Here is a 19,269-nt window from a genome sequence, read left to right as displayed (position 1 = left end):
TAGCCCGGACTGACATCCCTCACTCCGCCGGAGCGGAGGTCTGCAACGCCAGCGCATGCAGCACGCCGCCCATATTGCCCTTCAGAGCCTCGTAGACCATCTGGTGCTGCTGCACCCGGCTCTTTCCCCGGAAGGCTTCCGCCACCACTTCCGCGGCATAGTGGTCGCCGTCGCCGGCAAGATCCCGGATGGTGACCTTGGCACCGGGAATGCCGGCCTTGATCAGGTCTTCGATTTCACCGGGTCTCATAGCCATGATGTCATCCCTTTTCTCTCCGCGGGACTCAAAACCGCGAAACCTTTTGTCAGGATACACTGCCTCAAAGCCGCTCTGCGGTCAAAGCTGGATCGAAGGGCTCCGCCTCAATGGTGTAATAATACGTGTTTCACCTTGTGGAGGTTGGCTTTGGCTCGGGTTCTGAGCGGCGGAAGATGCTGGGTCCGGGAGAAGCGAAAAAGCCAGATGGAACTCAGGGTCAGGATCATGAAGCCGTAGGATTCGAAGCTCTCCTCCATCACCACGATATCGAAATGTTCAGCCAGCTGGCTAATGCCGAGAGTGGCGGCAATCAGGGCCAGCGGCCAGGAAAGGCGTGGATGAATGGCCCGGAGAACGCCTCCTCTATGGCGATATTCGAACACGATCGTCGCAATCAGCAGGATGAGAGCGGCTGCGCCGATAATAATCGGCAGCCAGGTCTTCGACACACAATAAATTGTCATACTTCCGCGGCATATTGGCATCTCGCGCATGAAGAACACGACGGAGATGCAGGCCGTCGTGATTGCGACGAAGCGGGCCAATATCCGCGTACCCAAGGCCGCCATGACGGCAAAAAGGGCGGTGATGGCAAGCGAAGCGGACTGAATGTCTTCGATGGGTCCATCTTCATCGAAGATGTCGTGGGTGGTCATTCCCATCTTCGAAAAAATCATCCAGGCCAGAACGTTCAGGCAAAGGGTGATGATCAGTGCATCGAGCCAGATGCGCTTGTAGTGCCAGGTCGGGCCCGATGACCTCAACCAGGTCAAAATCGGCATAAGCATTTTTTTGGGCTTACTTTCCTAATTCAGAAAGCCGCAACGCTTACCGGGACAGTCCGAGTCCATCAATCCCCCGCGCTTCAAATTTGTTCACCTGTGCAAACAAACCGCGATCTGGAAATCGCGGGCTTGGGTATCGAAAGGGCTGGACGGGTCAGGCCATGAAGGCTGGGAACCAGCTTTCGTGGGTGTCCGTGAGCTGCGGGACCGCAATGTCGATGAGGCCGTCGACGATCAGGCTGGCGCCCCCGACGGTACCGAGCGGGCGGAACGGTACGCCGGCGCTCTCGGCGCTGGCCTGCACGAAATTGGCAAGATCGGCAGGCACTGCGATCACGTAGCGGGCCTGGTCTTCGCCGAATAGCAGCGCATGGGCCGGGCCGCGCTGTTCCTTGATGCCGACCTTCATACCCTTGGCCGATGCCATCGCCATTTCGGCAAGCGCAATCACCAGGCCGCCCGAGGAAATGTCGTGGCAGGCCGTTACCTGGCCGTTGCGGATGAGCGAACGGACGAAATCGCCGTTGCGGCGCTCGGCCTTCAGATCGACTTCCGGCGGCGGACCGTCGTTGGTGTCGAGAATGTCACGCAGATAGATCGATGAACCGAGATGGGTGCCGTCGGTTCCGATCATGATCAGCTTGTCGCCGTCGTTGGCAGAACCGATCTTCGCCATCTTCTGCCAGTCGGGCAGCAGGCCGACGCCGGCAATCGTCGGGGTCGGCAGGATCGCGACGCCGTTGGTCTCGTTGTAGAGCGAGACGTTGCCGGAAACGATCGGGAAATCCAGCGCCCTGCAGGCCTCGCCGATGCCCTTGATGGCGCCGACGAGCTGGCCCATGATTTCAGGTTTTTCCGGATTGCCGAAATTGAGGTTGTCGGTGGCGGCGAGCGGCTCAGCGCCGGTTGCGACGATATTGCGCCAGCATTCGGCAACCGCCTGTTTGCCGCCCTCGAACGGATCGGCCTCGACATAACGCGGCGTAACGTCGGAGGAGAAGGCGAGCGCCTTGGTCGGGTGGTTCTCGACGCGCACCACGCCGGCATCGCCGCCCGGGCGCTGCAGCGAGTTGCCCTGGATCAGCGTGTCATACTGTTCCCAGACCCAGCGACGGCTGGACTGATTGGCCGAGCCGACGAGTTTCAGCAGCGCCTGGTTATAATCCGCAGGTGCCGCGACCTGCGAGGCGGGCAGGGGTGCACGAACATTCGACTGGACCCACGGCCGATCGTATTCCGGAGCCTGGTCGCCAAGATCCTTGATCGGCAGGTTGGCGACTTCCTCGCCCTGATGCAGGACACGGAAGCGCAGGTCGTCGGTGGTCTTGCCGACGATCGCAAAATCGAGGCCCCATTTGACGAAGATCGCCTTGGCCTGGTCTTCCTTTTCCGGCTGCAGCACCATGAGCATGCGCTCCTGGCTTTCCGACAGCATCATCTCGTAGGCCGTCATCCGGTCTTCGCGCACCGGCACCTTGTCGAGATCGAGTTCGATGCCGAGATCGCCCTTGGCGCCCATTTCGACCGCCGAGCAGGTGAGGCCGGCGGCACCCATGTCCTGGATCGCGATGACAGCGCCGGTCGCCATAAGTTCAAGGCAGGCTTCCAGCAGGCATTTTTCGGTGAAGGGATCGCCGACCTGGACGGTCGGGCGTTTCTCCTCGATCGATTCGTCGAACTCGGCCGATGCCATCGTGGCTCCGCCGACACCGTCGCGGCCGGTCTTGGCGCCGAGATAAACGACCGGCAGACCGACGCCCTTTGCCTCCGATAAGAAGATGGCGTTGGATTTGGCAAGCCCGGCCGCAAACGCGTTGACCAGGATATTGCCGTTGTAGCGCGGATCGAACTCAACCTCGCCGCCGACAGTCGGCACACCGAAGGAATTGCCGTAACCGCCGACGCCGGCAACGACGCCAGACACGAGATGTTTGGTTTTCGGATGATCGGGTGCCCCGAAGCGCAGCGCGTTCAGTGCCGCGATCGGCCGGGCGCCCATGGTGAAGACGTCGCGCAGAATGCCGCCAACGCCCGTCGCCGCGCCCTGATAAGGCTCGATATAGGACGGGTGGTTGTGGCTCTCCATCTTGAAGATGACGCAATCGCCATCGTCGATATCGACCACACCGGCGTTTTCGCCGGGACCCTGGATGACGCGCGGTCCCTTGGTCGGCAGCGTGCGCAGCCATTTCTTGGAGGATTTATAGGAGCAGTGCTCGTTCCACATGGCCGAGAAGATGCCGAGTTCCGTGAAAGTCGGTTCGCGTCCGATCAGATCGAGAATCCGCTGATATTCGTCGGGCTTGAGGCCATGCGAGGCGACGAGTTCGGGAGTGATCGCGATACTGTTCGGAATGGTCATGATCTTCTCTGGATTGAAGGGCCAAGCTCTTGGCGCTCTTTAGCCTAAGTCGCAAAGCGGCGCGACAGGAAAATACGGCTATGCAGCGTTACGGTGTCGGAGCCGGAAAACAAAAAGCGCCGGAAAACCGGCGCCTCAGTTGGAAAATACGCGATCTGGATCAGAACTTGTAGCCGACGGCGACGCCTGCATAGGAGAGGCCGGCATTATAGTCGCAGAGGTTGGCATTCGAGGAGTGCTCGACGGTTGCCAGCACACGCCAGTTGTTGGTGATGTTGTACCCAAGGCCGAGCGACTCGTGGAAGAGCGCATGGCAGCCGACCTTCGGACCGTCATTCGGCTTGTCGAGATTGCCGTTGTTGAAGGCGCCGCCGAAGCCGAGATCGACGAAGATGCGGTCGGTGATCGGTGCAGTCCAGGTGAAGCCGGCAAACACCTGGCTTGCTTCGCCTGCCGTCGACACGATCGCGCCGACATGGACGCGCGGACGCAGCATGTGGTCCATGAAGCTCTCGGCGTGACGCTGGTCGAAGGGGTCGAAGAAGACGGTAGCGGACGGGAAGGCACCCTTCTCGAAAGTGCTCGCGCTCTGAATCGAACCGGAGACGCCGATTCGCACTTCATCGAACAGACGTTCCTGAGCAAATGCCGAGGACGATATGCCCGAAGCCAGAATGATGGCTCCGATTGCAGATGCGAAAAATGCCTTGTTCATTACACCGCCCTCATAAGCGCCGCCATACTGGCGACCGGTGCGATCCGCACTCGGTGCGCTCGCCCACTCTTCCAGATCGAAGTGGTACAATGGCACTTTGACGCCGTCCAGCACCGTTCACACTGTGTTATCACTTGTGGCCAAAAAATGTGACGATTTGGACAGGGCGGTGCAGGCGTGCAACAGATTACATATTAATGCGTAAATACAGATGGTTAATATCAGCAGCCCGTCGCGCCGCCGGCCCAACGCAGGACATCGCGCTTGATCCTCTCCCCATCGGGACCGTTGATCATCGGGCCGAAAGCGTCGAGGCGGGCGGGGTTGCCTTCCGCCTGGACGACCAGCATCGGACGCGACTCAGGGCTGTTGCGCGGTACGGCGAGAATGCGCGGCCGGCCGGAGAAGGAATTGAGTTCCGGTGCCAGGCGGTAGGGCTTGAACGCTGCATCGCCCGACTTGAACCAGCAGCTATTGGCGGCCAGCGCCACGCGTTCCATGGTCGGAAGCGCGGCGCGGTTGGCCGTCACCGCCGCCGGACGCCCCGGCTGACAGGCGGACAGCGCCACGCCGAGGATCACGAGAGACGACATGGCGGGCAGGCGATGGGAGAACGGCATCAAAACGTCCTGACGTGGTTTCGGTCGTTCTAGGATCGATCCGGATAAGATGAAGGTTCAGGCGGTCGCGGCGATGACATCGAGCGCCGAGGCGAAAATTCCGCGCCCGTCATTGCCGCCATGGGCGGCTTCGATCAGGTTTTCCGGGTGGGGCATCATGCCGAGCACGTTGCCGCGGCTGTTCATGACGCCGGCGATATCGTTCAGCGAGCCGTTCGGGTTGGTGCCTTCGGCATAACGGAAAACGATTTCGCCACGATCTTCCATGCCCGATAGCGTCTCCGCATTGACGAAATAATTGCCGTCGTGATGGGCGACCGGGCAACGGAGCACCTGGCCCTTTTCATAGGCCCGGGTGAAATCCGTGTCGGCATTGACCACTTCGAGCTTCACTTCCTTGCAGACGAATTTCAGCGAGGAATTGCGCATCAGCGCGCCGGGCAGCATGCCGGCTTCAACGAGGATCTGGAACCCGTTGCAGACGCCGAGTACCTTGACGCCCTTGTCCGCCTTGTCCTTGATCGCCTGCATCACCGGCATRCGGGCCGCGATCGCGCCGCAACGCAGATAATCGCCGTAGGAAAAGCCGCCCGGAATGACGATGAGATCGACATCATCCGGGATGTCGGTCTCGGTCTGCCAGACGGTGATCGGCGCCTTGCCGGAGATCTTGGTGAGGGCGGCGATCATGTCGCGATCGCGATTGAGACCGGGAAGCTGAACGACGGCGGATTTCATGGGTGCGGTTCAAACCTTGCCTGGGCCTCGGCGAGCTCGCGCAGTTCGAGGCGGTTTTCGATTCTCTCCAACCTGGCATCCAGCTGATGCAACATGGTATAGAGGTTGTTGATATCGCTCTGATGCGCGTGAACGACCAAGCGCATCGAATTCATCTCATTCCGAAGATCGCGAATGGCGGTATCCGACTTGTCAGCTCGCTGATGGAGTCGTTGCAGAAGCTCATTGATGAGTTCCTGGGAAACGTCAGCCACAATATGCCCCGTACCGATCGAAACGCTCGCCGAAAAGCTTCTTCTTCAAGGCTTCGGTTCGCGCTTGCCCCTCGGCAAGCTCGCGGTTCGTCTCCTTCATGAAACTGACAAGCTCCTCAAGCGACTCAAGCATCTGCTTGCTACGCTCGTCGAGCTCCAGCATCTCCTCGTAGAGCATTTCGTTCGTGACTTCAGCCATCACACGCTCCGCAACCTTCAGTCGAGGGCGATAGTATAGTTCTCAATCACAGTGTTTGCCAGCAGCTTGTCGCACATGGCTTTCAGGTCCGCCTCGGCCTTCGCCTTGTCGGCGCCCTCGAGCTCCAGGTCGAAGACCTTGCCCTGGCGGACATGGCCGACGCCGGAAAAGCCGAGACTGCCGAGCGCGCCTTCGATGGCCTTGCCCTGCGGATCGAGAACGCCGTTCTTGAGCGTGACCGTCACGCGTGCCTTGATCACTGATCTACCCCCGAATTACTTGACGAGAACCGGTCCGGTGCCGCGGACAGGTTCGTTCTCATTGATGATGCCGAGACGGCGGGCCACTTCCGAATAGGCTTCAACCAGACCACCCAGGTCCTGCCGAAAACGGTCCTTGTCCATCTTTTCCTTGGTCTCGATGTCCCAGAGACGGCAGCTGTCCGGCGAAATCTCATCGGCGAGAATGATGCGCATCATGTCGCCTTCGAACAGGCGACCGCATTCGATCTTGAAATCGACGAGCTGGATGCCGACGCCGAGGAAGAGACCGGAGAGGAAGTCGTTGACGCGGATGGCAAGCGCCATGATGTCGTCGAGCTCGGCAGGGTTCGCCCAGCCGAAAGCGGTGATGTGCTCTTCGGAAACCATCGGATCGGCGAGCGCATCGGACTTGTAGTAGAACTCGATGATCGAACGCGGCAGGACCATGCCTTCCTCGATGCCGAGGCGGGTCGAGAGCGAGCCGGCGGCGACGTTGCGCACCACGATCTCGAGCGGAATCATCTCCACTTCCTTGATCAGCTGTTCGCGCATGTTCAGCCGGCGGATGAAATGCGTCGGGATGCCGATCTTGTTCAGATGGGTGAAGAGGTATTCCGAAATGCGGTTGTTGAGGACGCCCTTGCCGTCGATGACGCCGTGCTTCTTTTTGTTGAAGGCTGTGGCATCGTCCTTGAAGAACTGGATCAGCGTGCCGGGCTCAGGGCCTTCATAAAGGATCTTGGCCTTGCCTTCGTAGATACGGCGGCGACGGTTCATGATTTTTATCTCGTTGTTGGCGCCCTGCCGGACGCAATGGATGATGTTTGAGCGGTCCCTTATCGGAAAAGAACGGGTTTCACAATGCGGGCCTCCAAAACCTTTGTAGGCGAGGGGTTGGCGAAGCGTAACCAAGAATCGTTGACCTCCAGACTACACAGGTTTTCAAAGGTTTTGCTCTAGCAATTAGGATGTCCGGATCCCACGAGCGGCAATAAACAGGGAAAACAGGGGATCATGATGTGCACCTTCGTCGTGATGGCGCCAAGGGCGTTTGGGGCAAATTTGCCCATGACCGCAGCTCGCAGTTTCGCGCGGAATCTCGTCGCCGGGGTCTTAAGGGGCCTCGGCTTGCATTGCCGACACAGGCGGGCCGGGTTCGGATCAGGGTTTTCCGCCTCGACGGTAAAGCTCTGCAGGAACATAGCCACCCAATTGCGTCATGATTTCGACGCCGCCGGTATCGTCGTTTCCGGTAACGAGCTATGGACTTGGATGCACAACCTGCCGATGGGGGCGGCCAAGGAAGCGAGGGCATGATGCTGGATGCGGTAGCTGCTCTTTACGCGAAGCCGAAGCTTTCCTGTGATGTAATTGCCATTCGTCAATTTCGTATCGGGATTCCGCGTCCGCCAGTGTCGGAATCGGCAAACCGCCGATTGCGCTTCGCTCGTCTTTTGATTAAGGGGGGCCCATAAAAGTTCACTTTGGGAGACCCGAGATGAGTGGCCTCAGCGATCGCGAAAAAGCCTTTGAAAACAAGTTTGCCCTGGATCTTGAATTGAAGTTCAAGGCACTTGCCCGTCGCAACAAGCTCGCAGGTCTCTGGGCGGCCGGCCTGCTCGGCAAGACGGATGCCGAAGCTTACGCAAAGGAAGTCGTCGTTGCCGACTTCGAGGAAGCGGGTGACGAGGATGTCTTCCGCAAGCTGCGTAGCGATCTCGATGCCGCCGGCGTTTCCATCTCGGACCAGGATATCCGCTCCAAGATGCTGGAGCTTCTGGCTCAGGCGGTCGATCAGATCGAGAACCAGTAAGCTGCATTTCACCAGACTGATATAGAAGCTGCGTCCGGTCGGGCGCAGCTTTCTGTTTTTGTGGATGAGACCGGCTCAGTTGTCCGTGGCGTGTCGCTTGCGGCCGTCGGGCTGTGTGCTTTCGCCCGTGCGCCAACGGCCCGAAAGTATGAAATCCGGAATGCTGCTGCGCGGCATCGGCCTTGCGAGCGCATAACCCTGCAGGACATCGCAGCCGAGATCGCGCAGGATACGAATCTGTTCCGTGGTCTCGACGCCTTCCGCGACGACCTCGATATTCAGCGACTTGCCGATCTCGATGATCGATCCGACCATCTTGCGTTGCTTTTGCGACTGCGAGACGAGACGGACGAGCTCGCGGTCGATCTTCAGCGCACGCGGATTGAGCCGGAGGAGGCTGATGATCGACGCATGGCCGGTGCCGAAGTCGTCAATCTCGATATCGATGCCGAGCTTCTTGATCCGGGCGAGGTTCTTCAGGATATCGTCGTCGCAATCGTCGAGGAAGATCGATTCCAGGAGCTCGAAGGATACGGTCCCCGGCTCGATCTTCAGCTTCTTGAGCTTCCGTGGCAGCGAGGCATCGTGCAGCCGCCGGTATGAAACGTTGACCGAGAGTTTTGGGATCGAGAGGCCATTGCTGCGCCAATCGCGGAAATCGGCAAGCGCCTTGTCGAGTATGGTTCCGTCGATGACCGAGACGACGTCGAGCTCTTCGGCCATTTCGAGGAATTTGTCTGGAGACAGCATGCCCCGCTCCGGGTGCATCCAGCGCGCCAGCGTTTCCACGCCGGAAATCTCCAGCGTCGCCGCATCGAACTGTAGCTGATAATACGGAATGAATTCGTCACGCTCGAGAGCAAGAAGGATCTCGTCTGAAATCCGCTTCGTGCTGATGATCTCATTCTGGGTATCGGCCGAGAAGAATTCATGCCGGTTGCGGCCCCGGTTCTTGGCCCGGTAGAGCGCGATATCGGCGTTCAGGAGAAGCTGTCTCGCATCCACATCCGCTCCCGTATGGCAGGCGATACCGATGCTGGCACCGAAACGGCAGTCGTGGCCCTCATAGGATACCGGCTTGCGCAGTTCCTTGATGATGCGGTCGGCCAGATGCGAGAGCTTGCGTGGCGAACCTTCGAATTTCGACAGGATGACGAACTCGTCGCCGCCGATACGGGCGACGAAATCTCCCTTGCGGATCGTGCCTTTGAGAACTTTCGCCACATGCTTCAGCATCGTGTCGCCGGCGCTGTGGCCGAGCGTGTCGTTGATCTGCTTGAAGCGATCGAGGTCGATATGCAGGATTGCGATGCCGTGCCGGTCGCGGGCGCATTCCGCCGCCATGCGATCCAGCATCTCGTCGAGGTAACGCCGGTTCGGAAGGTCGGTCAGGTAGTCATGCATCGCATTGTGCTCGATGCTGCTGCGGGCGGCTTCGAGTTCGCGGTTGCGCGCCTCGGCAAGGGTCTTTGCCCGTTCCAGTTCGCGGTGGAGCGTCACATCGGCGGTGACATCCCAGTTGGCGCCGACCATCTTCTGGTGACCGTTACCGTCGATGAAGGACATGGTGCGGGTGCGTATCACACGTTCGGAGCCGTCCCGTAGTATCACGCGGTATTCATCGAAAAAGCGTTTGCCCTCCTCGATATTGTCGAGAACGTTTGCCTGGACCCGGGCGGCATCGTCCGGGTGCAGGAAGCTCTCCCAGAGCCCGCCGATCTTCACTTCCTCGCTCTTTGCCAGCCCATAGATACGGAACATCCGCTCATCCCACTCGACCTCGCCGGTGGAGAAATCGGATTCGTAGACGCCGATGCCGGATATTTCGAGGGCCATGTCGAGCCGTCGCGACATCTGTGCGGTTGTCTCCTCCGCGGCCTTGCGGGCGGTGATATCCGTGTCCGTGCCGACGACGCGGGTCGCCTTGCCGTTCGCGTCCCATTCGACGCACGCACCCCGGCATTCGATCCAGATCCAATGGCCTTGCTTGTGGCGTTCGCGATAATCGAAGACGGCATAGGCCGGATCGCCGGCATTCTGCCGCTCGATGGCATGAATGACATGGTCGTGGTCGTCCGGATGCACGAGCTCCAGCCATTCCTTCGTGCTGGCGGCCAGTGGATCCTCCGGCGACATTCCGCGGATCTGCCGCCACACCGGCGAGTAATATTTCTGGCCGGTCGCATAATTGTGATCCCAGACCCCCGAGACGGAGCTGACAAGCGCGTTGTCCCAACGGCTTTCACGTTCGATAAGCTCTTCGACCTGCCGTCTCTGATCGGTGATGTCGGTCAGGTGGACCGCAGAGAGAATCTGACCTTTTAGGTTTTTGCCGAGCGGCGCGAAGGTGGCTACCACCCATCGCTGCGAACCGTTCGGATCCGGGACGCGCAGTTCCAGGCGTTCCGCGGGAGAATCGAGAGACAGGCCCTGGATCGTCCGATGGAAACTGTCCTGGTCACCCGGATGCAGGATGGCTGACAAAGCCGCCGGCTGACGGCCGTCGCCCATCCATTCGCGTCTGAATGTGCCATTCGCAAACAACAGCGTAGCGGCGTGGTCGACGATGGCAATCGGAAACGGGGCCGCCTGGAACACTGTCTCAAGAACGCCGATCTCGTCTCCTAGGCCGGAGTCCAATAGGCGCGAGAGAACATTTGACGGCATCGGCACAGCCTGGCGCTACAAAACGAGCGGGCACCTTAGCAAGTGTCAATTAAGTCCGGCTTAAAAATGCTGTTCGAATTGACACACCCTGAAATTATGGGGCGCCGCCCATTGCACCATGTTTTTATGGCTTCAGGCGGCTGAGGAACTGGGCAAAAACCATTGTGCCTTCGGGCCAGGGGCCATGGCCGGAATCCTGGTTGATATGGCCAGCTTCTCCGGCATCGACGAGCATCGAACCCCAGGCAGACGCGATGTCGTCCGCGTGTTCATAGGAGCCGAACGGATCGTTGCGGCTCGCGATCGTCAGCGACGGGAAGGGGAGCGGATCGCGCGGGTAGGGCCCGAAGGTCTGCAGGTGCCTGGGCCGGATGGACGGATTGTCCACTTCCGGCGGGGCCACGAAAAAGGCGCCGGCCACCGGTTTCGTGAACAGCGGAATGGCGTGAATGACGGTCGGGATGCCGAGCGAATGGGCTATGATGACGACGGGCCGCGTCGCGCAGTTCACCTCTTCGGCGACCCGTGCAATCCAGTCCTCGCGCACCGGCTTTGACCATTGGTCCTGCTCGACCCGGCGGGCCGTCGTCAGCTTCTGCTCCCAACGGGTCTGCCAGTGATGTGGCCCGGAATTGGTGTAGCCGGGGACGATCAATATATCTGCTTCGGATGCCTTCATGGCGCCTATCTGTGTTCGCCGAGGGTCAAGATCAAGCCTCGCCGAAAACCCGGCGGAAGATCGTGTCGACATGCTTGGTGTGATAGCCGAGGTCGAATTTCTCGCGCAGGTCCGCTTCGGACAGTGCGGCGCGGACTTCCTGGTCCGCCAGCAGCTCTTCGAGGAAATCCTTGCCTTCTTCCCAGACCTTCATGGCGTTGCGCTGTACGAGGCGATAGGCATCTTCGCGAGAGACGCCGGCTTGCGTAAGGGCAAGCAGCACCCGCTGCGAATGAACAAGCCCGCGGAACTTGTTCATATTCTTCATCATGTTCTCAGGATAGACGAGCAGCTTGTCGATCACGCTGGTCATGCGCGCTAAGGCGAAATCGAGCGTCACCGTCGCGTCCGGGCCGATCATGCGCTCGACCGAGGAGTGCGAAATATCACGCTCGTGCCAAAGCGCCACATTCTCCATCGCAGGCAAGGCATAGGAGCGCACCATGCGGGCGAGGCCCGTCAGGTTTTCGGTCAACACCGGATTGCGCTTGTGCGGCATCGCTGACGAGCCTTTCTGGCCCGGCGAGAAAAATTCTTCCGCTTCGAGCACTTCGGTGCGCTGCAGGTGGCGGACCTCGATCGACAGCCGTTCGATCGACGAGGCGATGACGCCCAATATCGCGAAATACATGGCATGACGGTCGCGCGGAATGACCTGGGTCGAGACCGGTTCCGGCTTCAGGCCCATGGCGGCGGCGACATGTTCCTCGACGCGCGGATCGATATTGGCAAAGGTGCCGACGGCGCCGGAAATCGCGCAGGTGGCGATCTCGTCGCGGGCTTCGAGCAAGCGCGTCTTGTTGCGGTCGAATTCCGCATAGGCCTGGGCGAGCTTGACGCCGAACGTCGTTGGCTCCGCGTGGATGCCGTGGCTGCGGCCGATCGTGACCGTATCCTTGTGCTCGAAGGCGCGACGCTTCAGCGCTTCGAGCAACTTGTCGATATCGGCAAGCAGCAGATCCGTGGCGCGCACCAGCTGCACGCTGAAACAGGTGTCGAGCACGTCGGAAGACGTCATTCCCTGGTGGATGAAGCGGCTGTCCGGACCGACGAATTCGGCAAGATGGGTCAGGAAGGCGATGACGTCATGCTTGGTGACGGCCTCGATCTCATCGATGCGCGCGACATCGAATGTGGCGCTGCCGCCCTTTTCCCAGATCGTCTCCGCCGCCGATTTCGGGATCACCCCGATCGCCGCAAGCGCATCGCAGGCATGAGCCTCGATCTCGAACCAGATGCGGAACTTGGTTTCGGGCGACCAGATGGCCACCATTTCGGGCCGCGAGTAACGGGAGATCATGGATTTGTCGTTTCCTTCACGAGTGTCGGCTGCGCTGTAGCAAGAAGCGCGGCGAAGCTCAAGTTTTTGAGGCCGATCAAACGAGATCAGGGCGTCGTTTTGACCGGAACGGCGATCCAGCGTCCGTTCTGGCCCTCGAAACCGGCGCTGAGGACCATGACCAACGCGACTTCGACCGGAGCACCTTCGAGCGATGAGCCGGTGACGACGCCGGCGAGCCGGTACCCGGTGACGCAGCCGCGTGAGGCGGGAATGCGCTGGTCTTCGTGGACCATGTCGTCGACCGGTTTTCCGTTCCGTTCGGTAAAGCGCAGGCGCAGGGAGACCGTCTTTTCGACTATGCCCTCGCATTGCGGATCGAGAGGCTGAGGGACCTCCTCGAGAACAAGCGTATTGGCTTCTCCGACAGGAGGCAGGGCCGGCACGCCGCGATAGCGGAGCTGATGCGGGTCGGCGCCGATCTCGGTGATCGGATTGAAGGCGACGAGTTCACCCGGATGATTGGCGAGCTCGTGAGTTTCGACCATCACATCCGCGTCGTTGTGGACCTGCCAGCGGGCCTTGGCGATCGTCGCCCCGTCTTCTTCCAGCCGGACCCGGAACGGCGTACCCGGCAGATAGGTATCCTTGTTGAGGTCGAGCGCGAAGATATTGGCATAGGGGAAACCGGATCCGTCCTGGATGCCATATTCCTCGAAGGCGAAAACGGCGCCGTCGGAAGAAAAGCCGATCGGGCGGACGCTTGCGATATCGGCAGCCGATGTGGAACCGGCGAACATTATCGCCGCAAATGCCGGAACCGAAGATCGCAAGCCTGACATCATCTGCGTCCGTCCTCCGCCGCAGCTTTCAGCCGCGCGATATTCTCACGATAGGCCGCGATTCCATCGCCTTTGTAAACCGCAGATCCTGCAACAAAGACATTGGCGCCCGCAGCGGTTGCTGCGCCGATCGTCTCGGCGGTAATGCCGCCGTCGACTTCGAGCTCGATCGGCCGGCCGCCGATCATTGTCCTGGCATCGCGAATCTTGTCGACCATCGCGGGGATGAACTTCTGGCCCCCGAAGCCGGGATTGACGCTCATGATCAGGATCAGGTCGATGTCGTCGAGAACGTTCTCGATCGCCGAGAGCGGTGTTGCCGGGTTGAGCGTGACGCCGACCTTCTTGCCGAGCGAGCGGATCGTCTGAAGCGAGCGGTGCAGGTGTGGCCCCGCTTCGACATGTACGGTGATGCCGTCGCATCCGGCCTTGGCAAAGGCTTCGAGGTAAGGATCGGCGGGTGAGATCATCAGGTGGCAATCGAAGAAGGCGGTCGTATACGGCCTCAGCGACTTGATCACATCGGGTCCGAACGAGATGTTCGGCACGAAATGCCCGTCCATCACGTCGAGATGGACCCATTCGGCTCCCGCTTCGACGGCGTCGCGAACTTCCTGGCCGAGCTTCGAAAAATCGGCAGCGAGAATGGACGGGGCGATGCGGATCGGCAGGGGCGCGGCCAGGGTCATGGGTCGAAAATCTCCGGTTGTCGGCTGTCCCTCTAACATCGCGATGTCACGGGAACAACGTCACTCGGTCGCCGGACGCGACAGGGTGAACGTCGATCCACGCCATTCGAGCAGGCGGAACGGATTATCCTTCAGTTCATGGCCGCGATCGAAGGCAATCGGGCCGATCACGGTATTGAAGGAACGGCTGCCGATCGTTTGAGCCAGAGGCTGGCCTGCCGCAGTAGTCGCCGCCTGGTGAACCAGTTCGGTCGCGGCATAAGCGGACAACATGTAGCCGGTCGCGTCGATATTTTTTGCGCGCAGGGCTGCGACGGCTGCTGCCGCGGAGGGCAGGGCGGCATAATCCGGAAGGGCGACGGCTAAAACGCCGTCGCGCAGCGGCACCGGACGGTTTGCTGCACGCAAGTTATCGCCGCCAAGCAGGGTGAGCGGAATGTTCTCGGAAGCGCCGTCGCGGGCAATGATCGCCATGTCGTTGCGGTCGCCGCCGACGAACACATGGCTTGCCCCCGCCTTGGCGAGACGGCGTACCAGCGCCACCTGCTGTTCCTGGCCCGGCCGGAAGGTGTCGGTGAAGATCGGCGTGATGCCCATCGGTTCGAGACGCTGGCGGATGGCGCTCGCGAGCTCGCGGCCGTAGATCGTGCCGTCCTCGACCAGCGCGATCGGCTCTGCCTTCCAGATGCCGAGAATGGTTTCGGAGAGTTTTTCCGCCTCGTCGCCTTCGGCCGGCGCCATGCGGAAGAAAGGCCAGCCATTGCGCAGCGTGTCTTCCATCAGGATCTTCGAGCGGACAGAGATGGTAATTGCCGGGATCTGGGCTGCCTTCAGCAGCGGCAGCGCGGTGGAAAGCGTTTCGACGCAGAGGAAGCCGATTGCGGCGGACACTTTTGCGTCGGCCAGATTTTTGGCCGCGGCAGCACCGCCGTTCTCGTCGCAACTTTCGTCGATCTCGACGATCGTATCGCCGGCCGCGTCCGCTGCCGCGCGGGCGCCTTGGAAGACCTGGGTGCCGAGCGGTGCGTATGGACCGGAGCGTGGCGCCACGACGCCGATCATTGCCGCCGATGCCGATCCGCATCCGAGAAATGAAGCCAGCAGTCCGGCGATGATGAAACGTCGTGCTGTCATGTTTTCCCTGGGATTCTTCTTTGAAGTGACATTTAGCCTTCTGGTCGCAGCCGTCAAAGAGAATCGGCTTTTGCAAGTAAAAAGCCGCAAGTCCGGTGGACATCAAGAGTTTTTGCCACCATATCTCGAAGAGTAATGCAGGACTGACGGCAGTCCCTGGATGCCTTTCAAGAGATGCCTTTGACGGACCAGCCTCTCCTCGATCCCGTCCACTACCGAAACGGCATGGCGCGGTATGCTGGCCATGTCCAGGTTGTGACGACGGAATTCGAAGGTGTCAGGCGCGGCGTGACGGTGACGGCAGCGTGCTCTGTATCGGACAACCCGCCAACCGTGCTCGTCTGCCTGAACGGCAGCAACGTCAACAATGCCATTTTCGAAGAGAGCGGCATCTTTGCTTTGAATTCGCTGGCGGCGCATCATCAGGCGCTGGCGACGGCATTTGCGGGCTTGAGCGGCGTTCCGACGGACGAGCGGTTCGCGCTCGGAGATTGGAAGACACTGGCGACCGGCGCCCCGGTTCTTGCCGATGCCGTCGTCAGCTTCGATTGCCGGTTGACCGACATCAAGCGGGTTTCGACCCATTTTGTCATGTTCGGCGAAGTGAGGGCCATGCATTTCGGCGAGGCGAACCCCTCGCTCATCTATCTGGATCGCGGCTTTCGCACATTATAGGGTGCCGTTTGAAAGGGTGTAGTCATGTCTGACGGAACAAAAAGCGCTCTGCCGACCTCGATTGACGAAACCATCGCGCTCTTAGGCGCCGAGGATTATCTGGCAGGGCGCTCGCTCGGCACGGTGATTTTCCTGGCGCTGAAAATGAAACGCCCGCTTTTCCTCGAAGGCGAAGCCGGGGTCGGCAAGACCGAGATCGCCAAGACGCTCGCCAAGGCTCTGAACCGGCCGCTGATCCGGCTGCAATGTTACGAGGGTCTCGATATCTCCTCGGCAGTCTACGAATGGAACTACCCGGCCCAGATGCTGGATATCCGGCTTTCGGAGGCATCGGGCGTCAAGGATCGCTCGCGCATCGAGGCGGATCTGTTTTCTGAACGCCACCTGATCCGCCGGCCGGTGCTGCAGGCGCTTGGCCAGCCGGGCGGTCCGGCGTCGGTCTTCCTGATCGACGAACTCGACCGCACCGACGAAGCCTTCGAGGCTTTCCTCCTGGAAGTGCTGTCCGACTTCCAGGTGACGATCCCCGAACTTGGCACGATCAAGGCCGAGGAGCCGCCGATCGTCATCATCACCACCAACCGTACACGCGAAATCCACGACGCGCTGAAGCGCCGCTGCCTGTATCACTGGGTCGATTATCCGGATGCGGCACAGGAACTGGAGATCATCCGCCGCAAGGTACCGCAATGTTCGGAAACCCTGTCGCGGCAGGTGGTCGCCTACGTGCAGAGGCTGCGGACAGTCGATCTCTTCAAGAACCCCGGAGTCGCCGAAACCATCGACTGGGCGACGGCGCTGACCGAGCTCGACCGGATCGCGCTCGATCCGGAAACGATCGCCGATACGCTCGGCACGCTCTTGAAATACCAGGACGATATCGCCCGCATCAAAGGCGGAGAGGGCGAACGGGTGCTTTCCGAAGTGAAGGCCGAACTTCTGGCAGCGGGGTAGGGCCATGGCAGGCTTGAACGACGACGGAATGATCTCGCCCCCGGTCCCGGCCGGCGCTGGTCTGGGGAGGTCTGGTGATGATGGCCGACTCGCCGACAATCTCGTCTATTTTTCGCGCGTATTGCGTCGTGCCGGGCTGAAGACCGGGCCTGCCGCTGCCGCCGACGCGATTGCCGCGGTCGACGCGATCGGCATCGGTTCGCGCGAAGAGTTCCATGCGGCGCTGTCGGCCGTTTTCGTCAAGCGCCATGAGGACCAGCCGGTGTTTGACGAGGCGTTTCGCCTGTTCTGGCGCTCCCGCGATCTGGTCGGCAAGATGATCGCGATGATGTCGCCGAAGGCTGCCGATAATCGCGAAAGGGAAAAGCAGAAGGCCGGTGCGACACGCGTCAGCGAGGCGCTGACCGCCGAGCAGCCGGAAACCCCGAACCGCAAGAAACCGCCGGAGATCGAAGTCGACTCCCGCTTCACGACCTCTGCCGGCGAAATCCTCAAGCGCATGGATTTCGCCCAGATGAGCGCGGCCGAACTGGCGGAAGCCCGGCGTGGACTGGTCAAGCTCGCTCTGCCGCTGGACAAGGTGGCGACACGCCGATTCCGGTCGTTCAATCATCCGCCCAGGATCGACCCGCGCGCCACCATGCGCCAGGCGATGAAGAGCGGCGGCGATCTTATTCTGCCGCGGTTTCGCGAGCGCAAGACCGCGCCGCCACCACTCGTGGTGCTTGCCGATATTTCCGGCTCGATGAGCCAGTACACCCGGATCTTCCTGCATTTTCTGCATGCGCTGACGGAAAAGCGCACCCGGGTGCATACCTTCCTGTTCGGCACTCGGCTGACCAACGTCACCCGCCAGATGCGCCGCCGTGATCCGGACGAAGCGCTGGCCGGCTGCACGGACGCGGTGCGCGACTGGTCGGGTGGCACGCGGATCGGTGCGACGCTTGCCGAATTCAACCGGCTCTGGTCGCGCCGCGTACTGGGGCAGGGCGCTGTCGTGCTGTTGATCACCGACGGCCTCGAGCGGGAGGGCGTCGAGGAGCTGGCGCAGGAAATGGACAGGCTGCACCGGTCCTGCCGCCGTCTGATCTGGTTGAACCCGCTGTTGCGGTTCGATGGTTTCGAGGCACGGGCACGCGGTGTGCGTGCCATGTTACCGCATGTGGACGAATTTCGCGCCGTCCACAATCTGCGATCGCTGGCCGACCTGGCGATTGCATTGTCGGATGACCATACAAAGGCCGCGGACCCGCGGCGCTATTTGAACATGAGGAGGGTCGCATGACTGTTTCCGAAATTCTGGACCCGCTGCTGACCGCCGAGAGTTGGAAGCAGGCCGGCCGCGACGTGGCGATAGCAACGGTGATCGAGACCTGGGGTTCCGCGCCACGCCCGACAGGCAGCCATCTCGTCATCGACGGCGAAGGCAATTTCGAAGGCTCCGTCTCCGGCGGCTGCGTCGAAGGCGCTGTCATCACAGAGGCGATCGACGTCATCGAGAGCGGCGCGCCAAAAATGCTGGAATTCGGCGTTGCCGACGAGACGGCCTGGCGGGTCGGTCTGTCCTGCGGCGGCCGGATCCGCGTTTATGTGGAAAGGCTCGGCTGATGCAACTGGAAGTACTGACGAAGCTCAACGCCGCCCGGCGTTCGCGCAGGGCTGCCGTTGTCGTAACCGATCTCGCCAGCGATGAGGTTCGGGTCATCCTCGAAGGCGAAGCCACCTCCGGCCCGTTCGGCGAAGAGATAGCCAAGGCATTTCGCAGCGGCAAGGCAGGAACGGCGGAGATCGAAGGACAGTCGCTGTTCCTCAATGTTCACCTGCCGCCGCCGCGCATCGTGGTGATCGGCGCCGTGCATATCAGCCAGGCACTCGCGAGACTGGCCCCGGTCGCCGGATATGACCTGACGATCATCGATCCGCGCACGGCTTTTGCGACCGAGGAACGTTTCGAGGGCGTCGATCTGATCGCCGACTGGCCTGAAGATGTGTTGAAGGACCGCCCGCTCGACGCCTATACGGCACTGGCGGCCGTTACTCATGATCCGAAGATCGACGATTTTCCCCTCTCCGAAGCGCTACGGGTCGGGTGTTTTTACGTCGGCGCGCTGGGCAGCCGGAAAACCCATGCGAAGCGGGTCGAGCGGCTGAAGGAAATGGGCCGCACCGACAACGAGATTGGCCGCATCGCCGCGCCGATCGGCCTCGATATCGGTGCCGCGAGCCCCGCCGAGATCGCGCTCGCCACGCTTGCCCAGATCGTCCAGGCGTTCCGCCGACGTGATCTCGTCACTGCCGGGTGA

The 19,269-nt window shown here is 60.8% G+C and carries 22 protein-coding genes; 6 read left to right on the top strand and 16 right to left on the bottom strand.

Features of this window, described 5'->3' with window-relative positions; all coding sequences use genetic code 11:
* Positions 1-19 precede the first annotated feature (19 nt).
* From AC1D3C_RS07585 to purC, 10 genes are all read right to left on the bottom strand, one after another.
* Positions 20-256, bottom strand: a complete 237-nt coding sequence (locus AC1D3C_RS07585) for a BolA family protein (protein WP_007770085.1) — start codon at positions 254-256, stop codon at positions 20-22.
* 107 nt (positions 257-363) lie between these two features.
* Positions 364-1,041 (bottom strand): hypothetical protein, encoded by a 678-nt coding sequence (locus AC1D3C_RS07580; RefSeq protein WP_477482471.1) that lies wholly within the window; start codon positions 1,039-1,041, stop codon positions 364-366.
* A 157-nt stretch (positions 1,042-1,198) separates the two neighbouring features.
* A complete protein-coding gene (purL, locus tag AC1D3C_RS07575; RefSeq protein ID WP_477482470.1) occupies positions 1,199-3,406 on the bottom strand; it encodes a phosphoribosylformylglycinamidine synthase subunit PurL in 2,208 nt (735 codons plus the stop codon).
* A 160-nt stretch (positions 3,407-3,566) separates the two neighbouring features.
* On the bottom strand, positions 3,567-4,121 hold the full coding sequence (locus AC1D3C_RS07570) for an acyloxyacyl hydrolase (protein ID WP_477482469.1): 555 nt from the start codon (positions 4,119-4,121) through the stop codon (positions 3,567-3,569).
* A gap of 221 nt (positions 4,122-4,342) precedes the next feature.
* Positions 4,343-4,741, bottom strand: a complete 399-nt coding sequence (locus AC1D3C_RS07565; RefSeq protein WP_038542865.1) for a hypothetical protein — start codon at positions 4,739-4,741, stop codon at positions 4,343-4,345.
* 57 nt (positions 4,742-4,798) lie between these two features.
* Positions 4,799-5,479 (bottom strand): phosphoribosylformylglycinamidine synthase subunit PurQ, encoded by a 681-nt coding sequence (gene purQ / locus AC1D3C_RS07560; protein WP_477482468.1) that lies wholly within the window; start codon positions 5,477-5,479, stop codon positions 4,799-4,801.
* Positions 5,476-5,733 carry a hypothetical protein gene (locus tag AC1D3C_RS07555; protein WP_038586704.1) on the bottom strand — a complete coding sequence of 86 codons (258 nt, stop codon included), beginning with the start codon at positions 5,731-5,733 and terminating at the stop codon, positions 5,476-5,478. Before AC1D3C_RS07555 ends, purQ begins: the two co-directional genes overlap by 4 nt.
* A complete protein-coding gene (locus AC1D3C_RS07550; RefSeq protein ID WP_477482467.1) occupies positions 5,726-5,932 on the bottom strand; it encodes a hypothetical protein in 207 nt (68 codons plus the stop codon). Before AC1D3C_RS07550 ends, AC1D3C_RS07555 begins: the two co-directional genes overlap by 8 nt.
* A gap of 17 nt (positions 5,933-5,949) precedes the next feature.
* Positions 5,950-6,192 carry a phosphoribosylformylglycinamidine synthase subunit PurS gene (purS, locus tag AC1D3C_RS07545; protein ID WP_038542871.1) on the bottom strand — a complete coding sequence of 81 codons (243 nt, stop codon included), beginning with the start codon at positions 6,190-6,192 and terminating at the stop codon, positions 5,950-5,952.
* A 15-nt stretch (positions 6,193-6,207) separates the two neighbouring features.
* A complete protein-coding gene (gene purC, locus AC1D3C_RS07540; protein WP_038542873.1) occupies positions 6,208-6,972 on the bottom strand; it encodes a phosphoribosylaminoimidazolesuccinocarboxamide synthase in 765 nt (254 codons plus the stop codon).
* 721 nt (positions 6,973-7,693) lie between these two features.
* Here purC and AC1D3C_RS07535 point away from each other — a divergent pair.
* On the top strand, positions 7,694-8,008 hold the full coding sequence (locus AC1D3C_RS07535; RefSeq protein WP_038542878.1) for a DUF1476 domain-containing protein: 315 nt from the start codon (positions 7,694-7,696) through the stop codon (positions 8,006-8,008).
* Between the two features lie 75 nt (positions 8,009-8,083).
* Here AC1D3C_RS07535 and AC1D3C_RS07530 read toward each other — a convergent pair whose 3' ends face one another.
* The 6 genes from AC1D3C_RS07530 to AC1D3C_RS07505 form a co-directional block, all read right to left on the bottom strand.
* Positions 8,084-10,675: a sensor domain-containing protein gene (locus AC1D3C_RS07530; RefSeq protein WP_477482466.1), complete on the bottom strand. Its 2,592-nt coding sequence runs from the start codon at positions 10,673-10,675 to the stop codon at positions 8,084-8,086.
* A 124-nt stretch (positions 10,676-10,799) separates the two neighbouring features.
* Positions 10,800-11,354, bottom strand: coding sequence for an RBBP9/YdeN family alpha/beta hydrolase (locus tag AC1D3C_RS07525; protein ID WP_038542882.1), 555 nt, complete (start codon positions 11,352-11,354; stop codon positions 10,800-10,802).
* 31 nt (positions 11,355-11,385) lie between these two features.
* Positions 11,386-12,693 (bottom strand): adenylosuccinate lyase, encoded by a 1,308-nt coding sequence (purB, locus tag AC1D3C_RS07520; protein WP_247037938.1) that lies wholly within the window; start codon positions 12,691-12,693, stop codon positions 11,386-11,388.
* Between the two features lie 86 nt (positions 12,694-12,779).
* The gene (locus tag AC1D3C_RS07515; RefSeq protein ID WP_477482465.1) at positions 12,780-13,517 is read right to left on the bottom strand and encodes a DUF2259 domain-containing protein; all 738 of its coding nucleotides are present in this window, start codon (positions 13,515-13,517) and stop codon (positions 12,780-12,782) included.
* Positions 13,514-14,203: a ribulose-phosphate 3-epimerase gene (gene rpe / locus AC1D3C_RS07510; RefSeq protein WP_038542892.1), complete on the bottom strand. Its 690-nt coding sequence runs from the start codon at positions 14,201-14,203 to the stop codon at positions 13,514-13,516. The genes AC1D3C_RS07515 and rpe overlap by 4 nt, the downstream gene beginning before the upstream one ends.
* A gap of 60 nt (positions 14,204-14,263) precedes the next feature.
* Positions 14,264-15,337 carry an ABC transporter substrate-binding protein gene (locus AC1D3C_RS07505; RefSeq protein ID WP_477482464.1) on the bottom strand — a complete coding sequence of 358 codons (1,074 nt, stop codon included), beginning with the start codon at positions 15,335-15,337 and terminating at the stop codon, positions 14,264-14,266.
* Between the two features lie 174 nt (positions 15,338-15,511).
* On the opposite strand from AC1D3C_RS07505, the gene AC1D3C_RS07500 reads away from it, so the two are divergent.
* Genes AC1D3C_RS07500 through AC1D3C_RS07480 form a run of 5 tightly spaced genes read left to right on the top strand, consistent with a single transcriptional unit; the run spans position 15,512 to position 19,269 of the window.
* Positions 15,512-16,012: a flavin reductase gene (locus tag AC1D3C_RS07500; protein WP_477482463.1), complete on the top strand. Its 501-nt coding sequence runs from the start codon at positions 15,512-15,514 to the stop codon at positions 16,010-16,012.
* A 24-nt stretch (positions 16,013-16,036) separates the two neighbouring features.
* A complete protein-coding gene (locus AC1D3C_RS07495; protein WP_477482462.1) occupies positions 16,037-16,966 on the top strand; it encodes an AAA family ATPase in 930 nt (309 codons plus the stop codon).
* Positions 16,967-16,994: 28 nt separating this feature from the next.
* On the top strand, positions 16,995-18,251 hold the full coding sequence (locus AC1D3C_RS07490; RefSeq protein ID WP_477482681.1) for a vWA domain-containing protein: 1,257 nt from the start codon (positions 16,995-16,997) through the stop codon (positions 18,249-18,251).
* A complete protein-coding gene (locus AC1D3C_RS07485; protein ID WP_105440564.1) occupies positions 18,248-18,574 on the top strand; it encodes an XdhC family protein in 327 nt (108 codons plus the stop codon). Before AC1D3C_RS07490 ends, AC1D3C_RS07485 begins: the two co-directional genes overlap by 4 nt.
* A complete protein-coding gene (locus AC1D3C_RS07480) occupies positions 18,574-19,269 on the top strand; it encodes an XdhC family protein (protein ID WP_477482461.1) in 696 nt (231 codons plus the stop codon). Before AC1D3C_RS07485 ends, AC1D3C_RS07480 begins: the two co-directional genes overlap by 1 nt.

This window comes from Neorhizobium sp. P1_A6 (genome assembly GCF_056406795.1).
The sequence above is the reverse complement of the archived record's forward strand: the minus strand, read 5'-3'. Positions and strand labels throughout refer to the sequence as shown.

Excerpts from the sequence above, each read along its gene's own strand:
- AC1D3C_RS07505 (WP_477482464.1), bottom strand. The coding sequence starts at position 15,337 with ATGACAGCACGACGTTTCATCATCGCCGGACTGCTGGCTTCATTTCTC.
- AC1D3C_RS07515 (WP_477482465.1), bottom strand. The coding sequence starts at position 13,517 with ATGATGTCAGGCTTGCGATCTTCGGTTCCGGCATTTGCGGCGATAATG.
- AC1D3C_RS07495 (WP_477482462.1), top strand. The coding sequence starts at position 16,037 with ATGTCTGACGGAACAAAAAGCGCTCTGCCGACCTCGATTGACGAAACC.
- AC1D3C_RS07530 (WP_477482466.1), bottom strand. The coding sequence starts at position 10,675 with ATGCCGTCAAATGTTCTCTCGCGCCTATTGGACTCCGGCCTAGGAGAC.
- AC1D3C_RS07585 (WP_007770085.1), bottom strand. The coding sequence starts at position 256 with ATGGCTATGAGACCCGGTGAAATCGAAGACCTGATCAAGGCCGGCATT.
- AC1D3C_RS07535 (WP_038542878.1), top strand. The coding sequence starts at position 7,694 with ATGAGTGGCCTCAGCGATCGCGAAAAAGCCTTTGAAAACAAGTTTGCC.
- AC1D3C_RS07485 (WP_105440564.1), top strand. The coding sequence starts at position 18,248 with ATGACTGTTTCCGAAATTCTGGACCCGCTGCTGACCGCCGAGAGTTGG.
- AC1D3C_RS07490 (WP_477482681.1), top strand. The coding sequence starts at position 16,995 with ATGATCTCGCCCCCGGTCCCGGCCGGCGCTGGTCTGGGGAGGTCTGGT.
- AC1D3C_RS07570 (WP_477482469.1), bottom strand. The coding sequence starts at position 4,121 with ATGAACAAGGCATTTTTCGCATCTGCAATCGGAGCCATCATTCTGGCT.
- AC1D3C_RS07500 (WP_477482463.1), top strand. The coding sequence starts at position 15,512 with ATGCCTTTGACGGACCAGCCTCTCCTCGATCCCGTCCACTACCGAAAC.
- purL (WP_477482470.1), bottom strand. The coding sequence starts at position 3,406 with ATGACCATTCCGAACAGTATCGCGATCACTCCCGAACTCGTCGCCTCG.
- AC1D3C_RS07525 (WP_038542882.1), bottom strand. The coding sequence starts at position 11,354 with ATGAAGGCATCCGAAGCAGATATATTGATCGTCCCCGGCTACACCAAT.
- purC (WP_038542873.1), bottom strand. The coding sequence starts at position 6,972 with ATGAACCGTCGCCGCCGTATCTACGAAGGCAAGGCCAAGATCCTTTAT.
- AC1D3C_RS07550 (WP_477482467.1), bottom strand. The coding sequence starts at position 5,932 with ATGGCTGAAGTCACGAACGAAATGCTCTACGAGGAGATGCTGGAGCTC.
- AC1D3C_RS07580 (WP_477482471.1), bottom strand. The coding sequence starts at position 1,041 with ATGCCGATTTTGACCTGGTTGAGGTCATCGGGCCCGACCTGGCACTAC.
- rpe (WP_038542892.1), bottom strand. The coding sequence starts at position 14,203 with ATGACCCTGGCCGCGCCCCTGCCGATCCGCATCGCCCCGTCCATTCTC.
- AC1D3C_RS07565 (WP_038542865.1), bottom strand. The coding sequence starts at position 4,741 with ATGCCGTTCTCCCATCGCCTGCCCGCCATGTCGTCTCTCGTGATCCTC.
- AC1D3C_RS07480 (WP_477482461.1), top strand. The coding sequence starts at position 18,574 with ATGCAACTGGAAGTACTGACGAAGCTCAACGCCGCCCGGCGTTCGCGC.
- purB (WP_247037938.1), bottom strand. The coding sequence starts at position 12,693 with ATGATCTCCCGTTACTCGCGGCCCGAAATGGTGGCCATCTGGTCGCCC.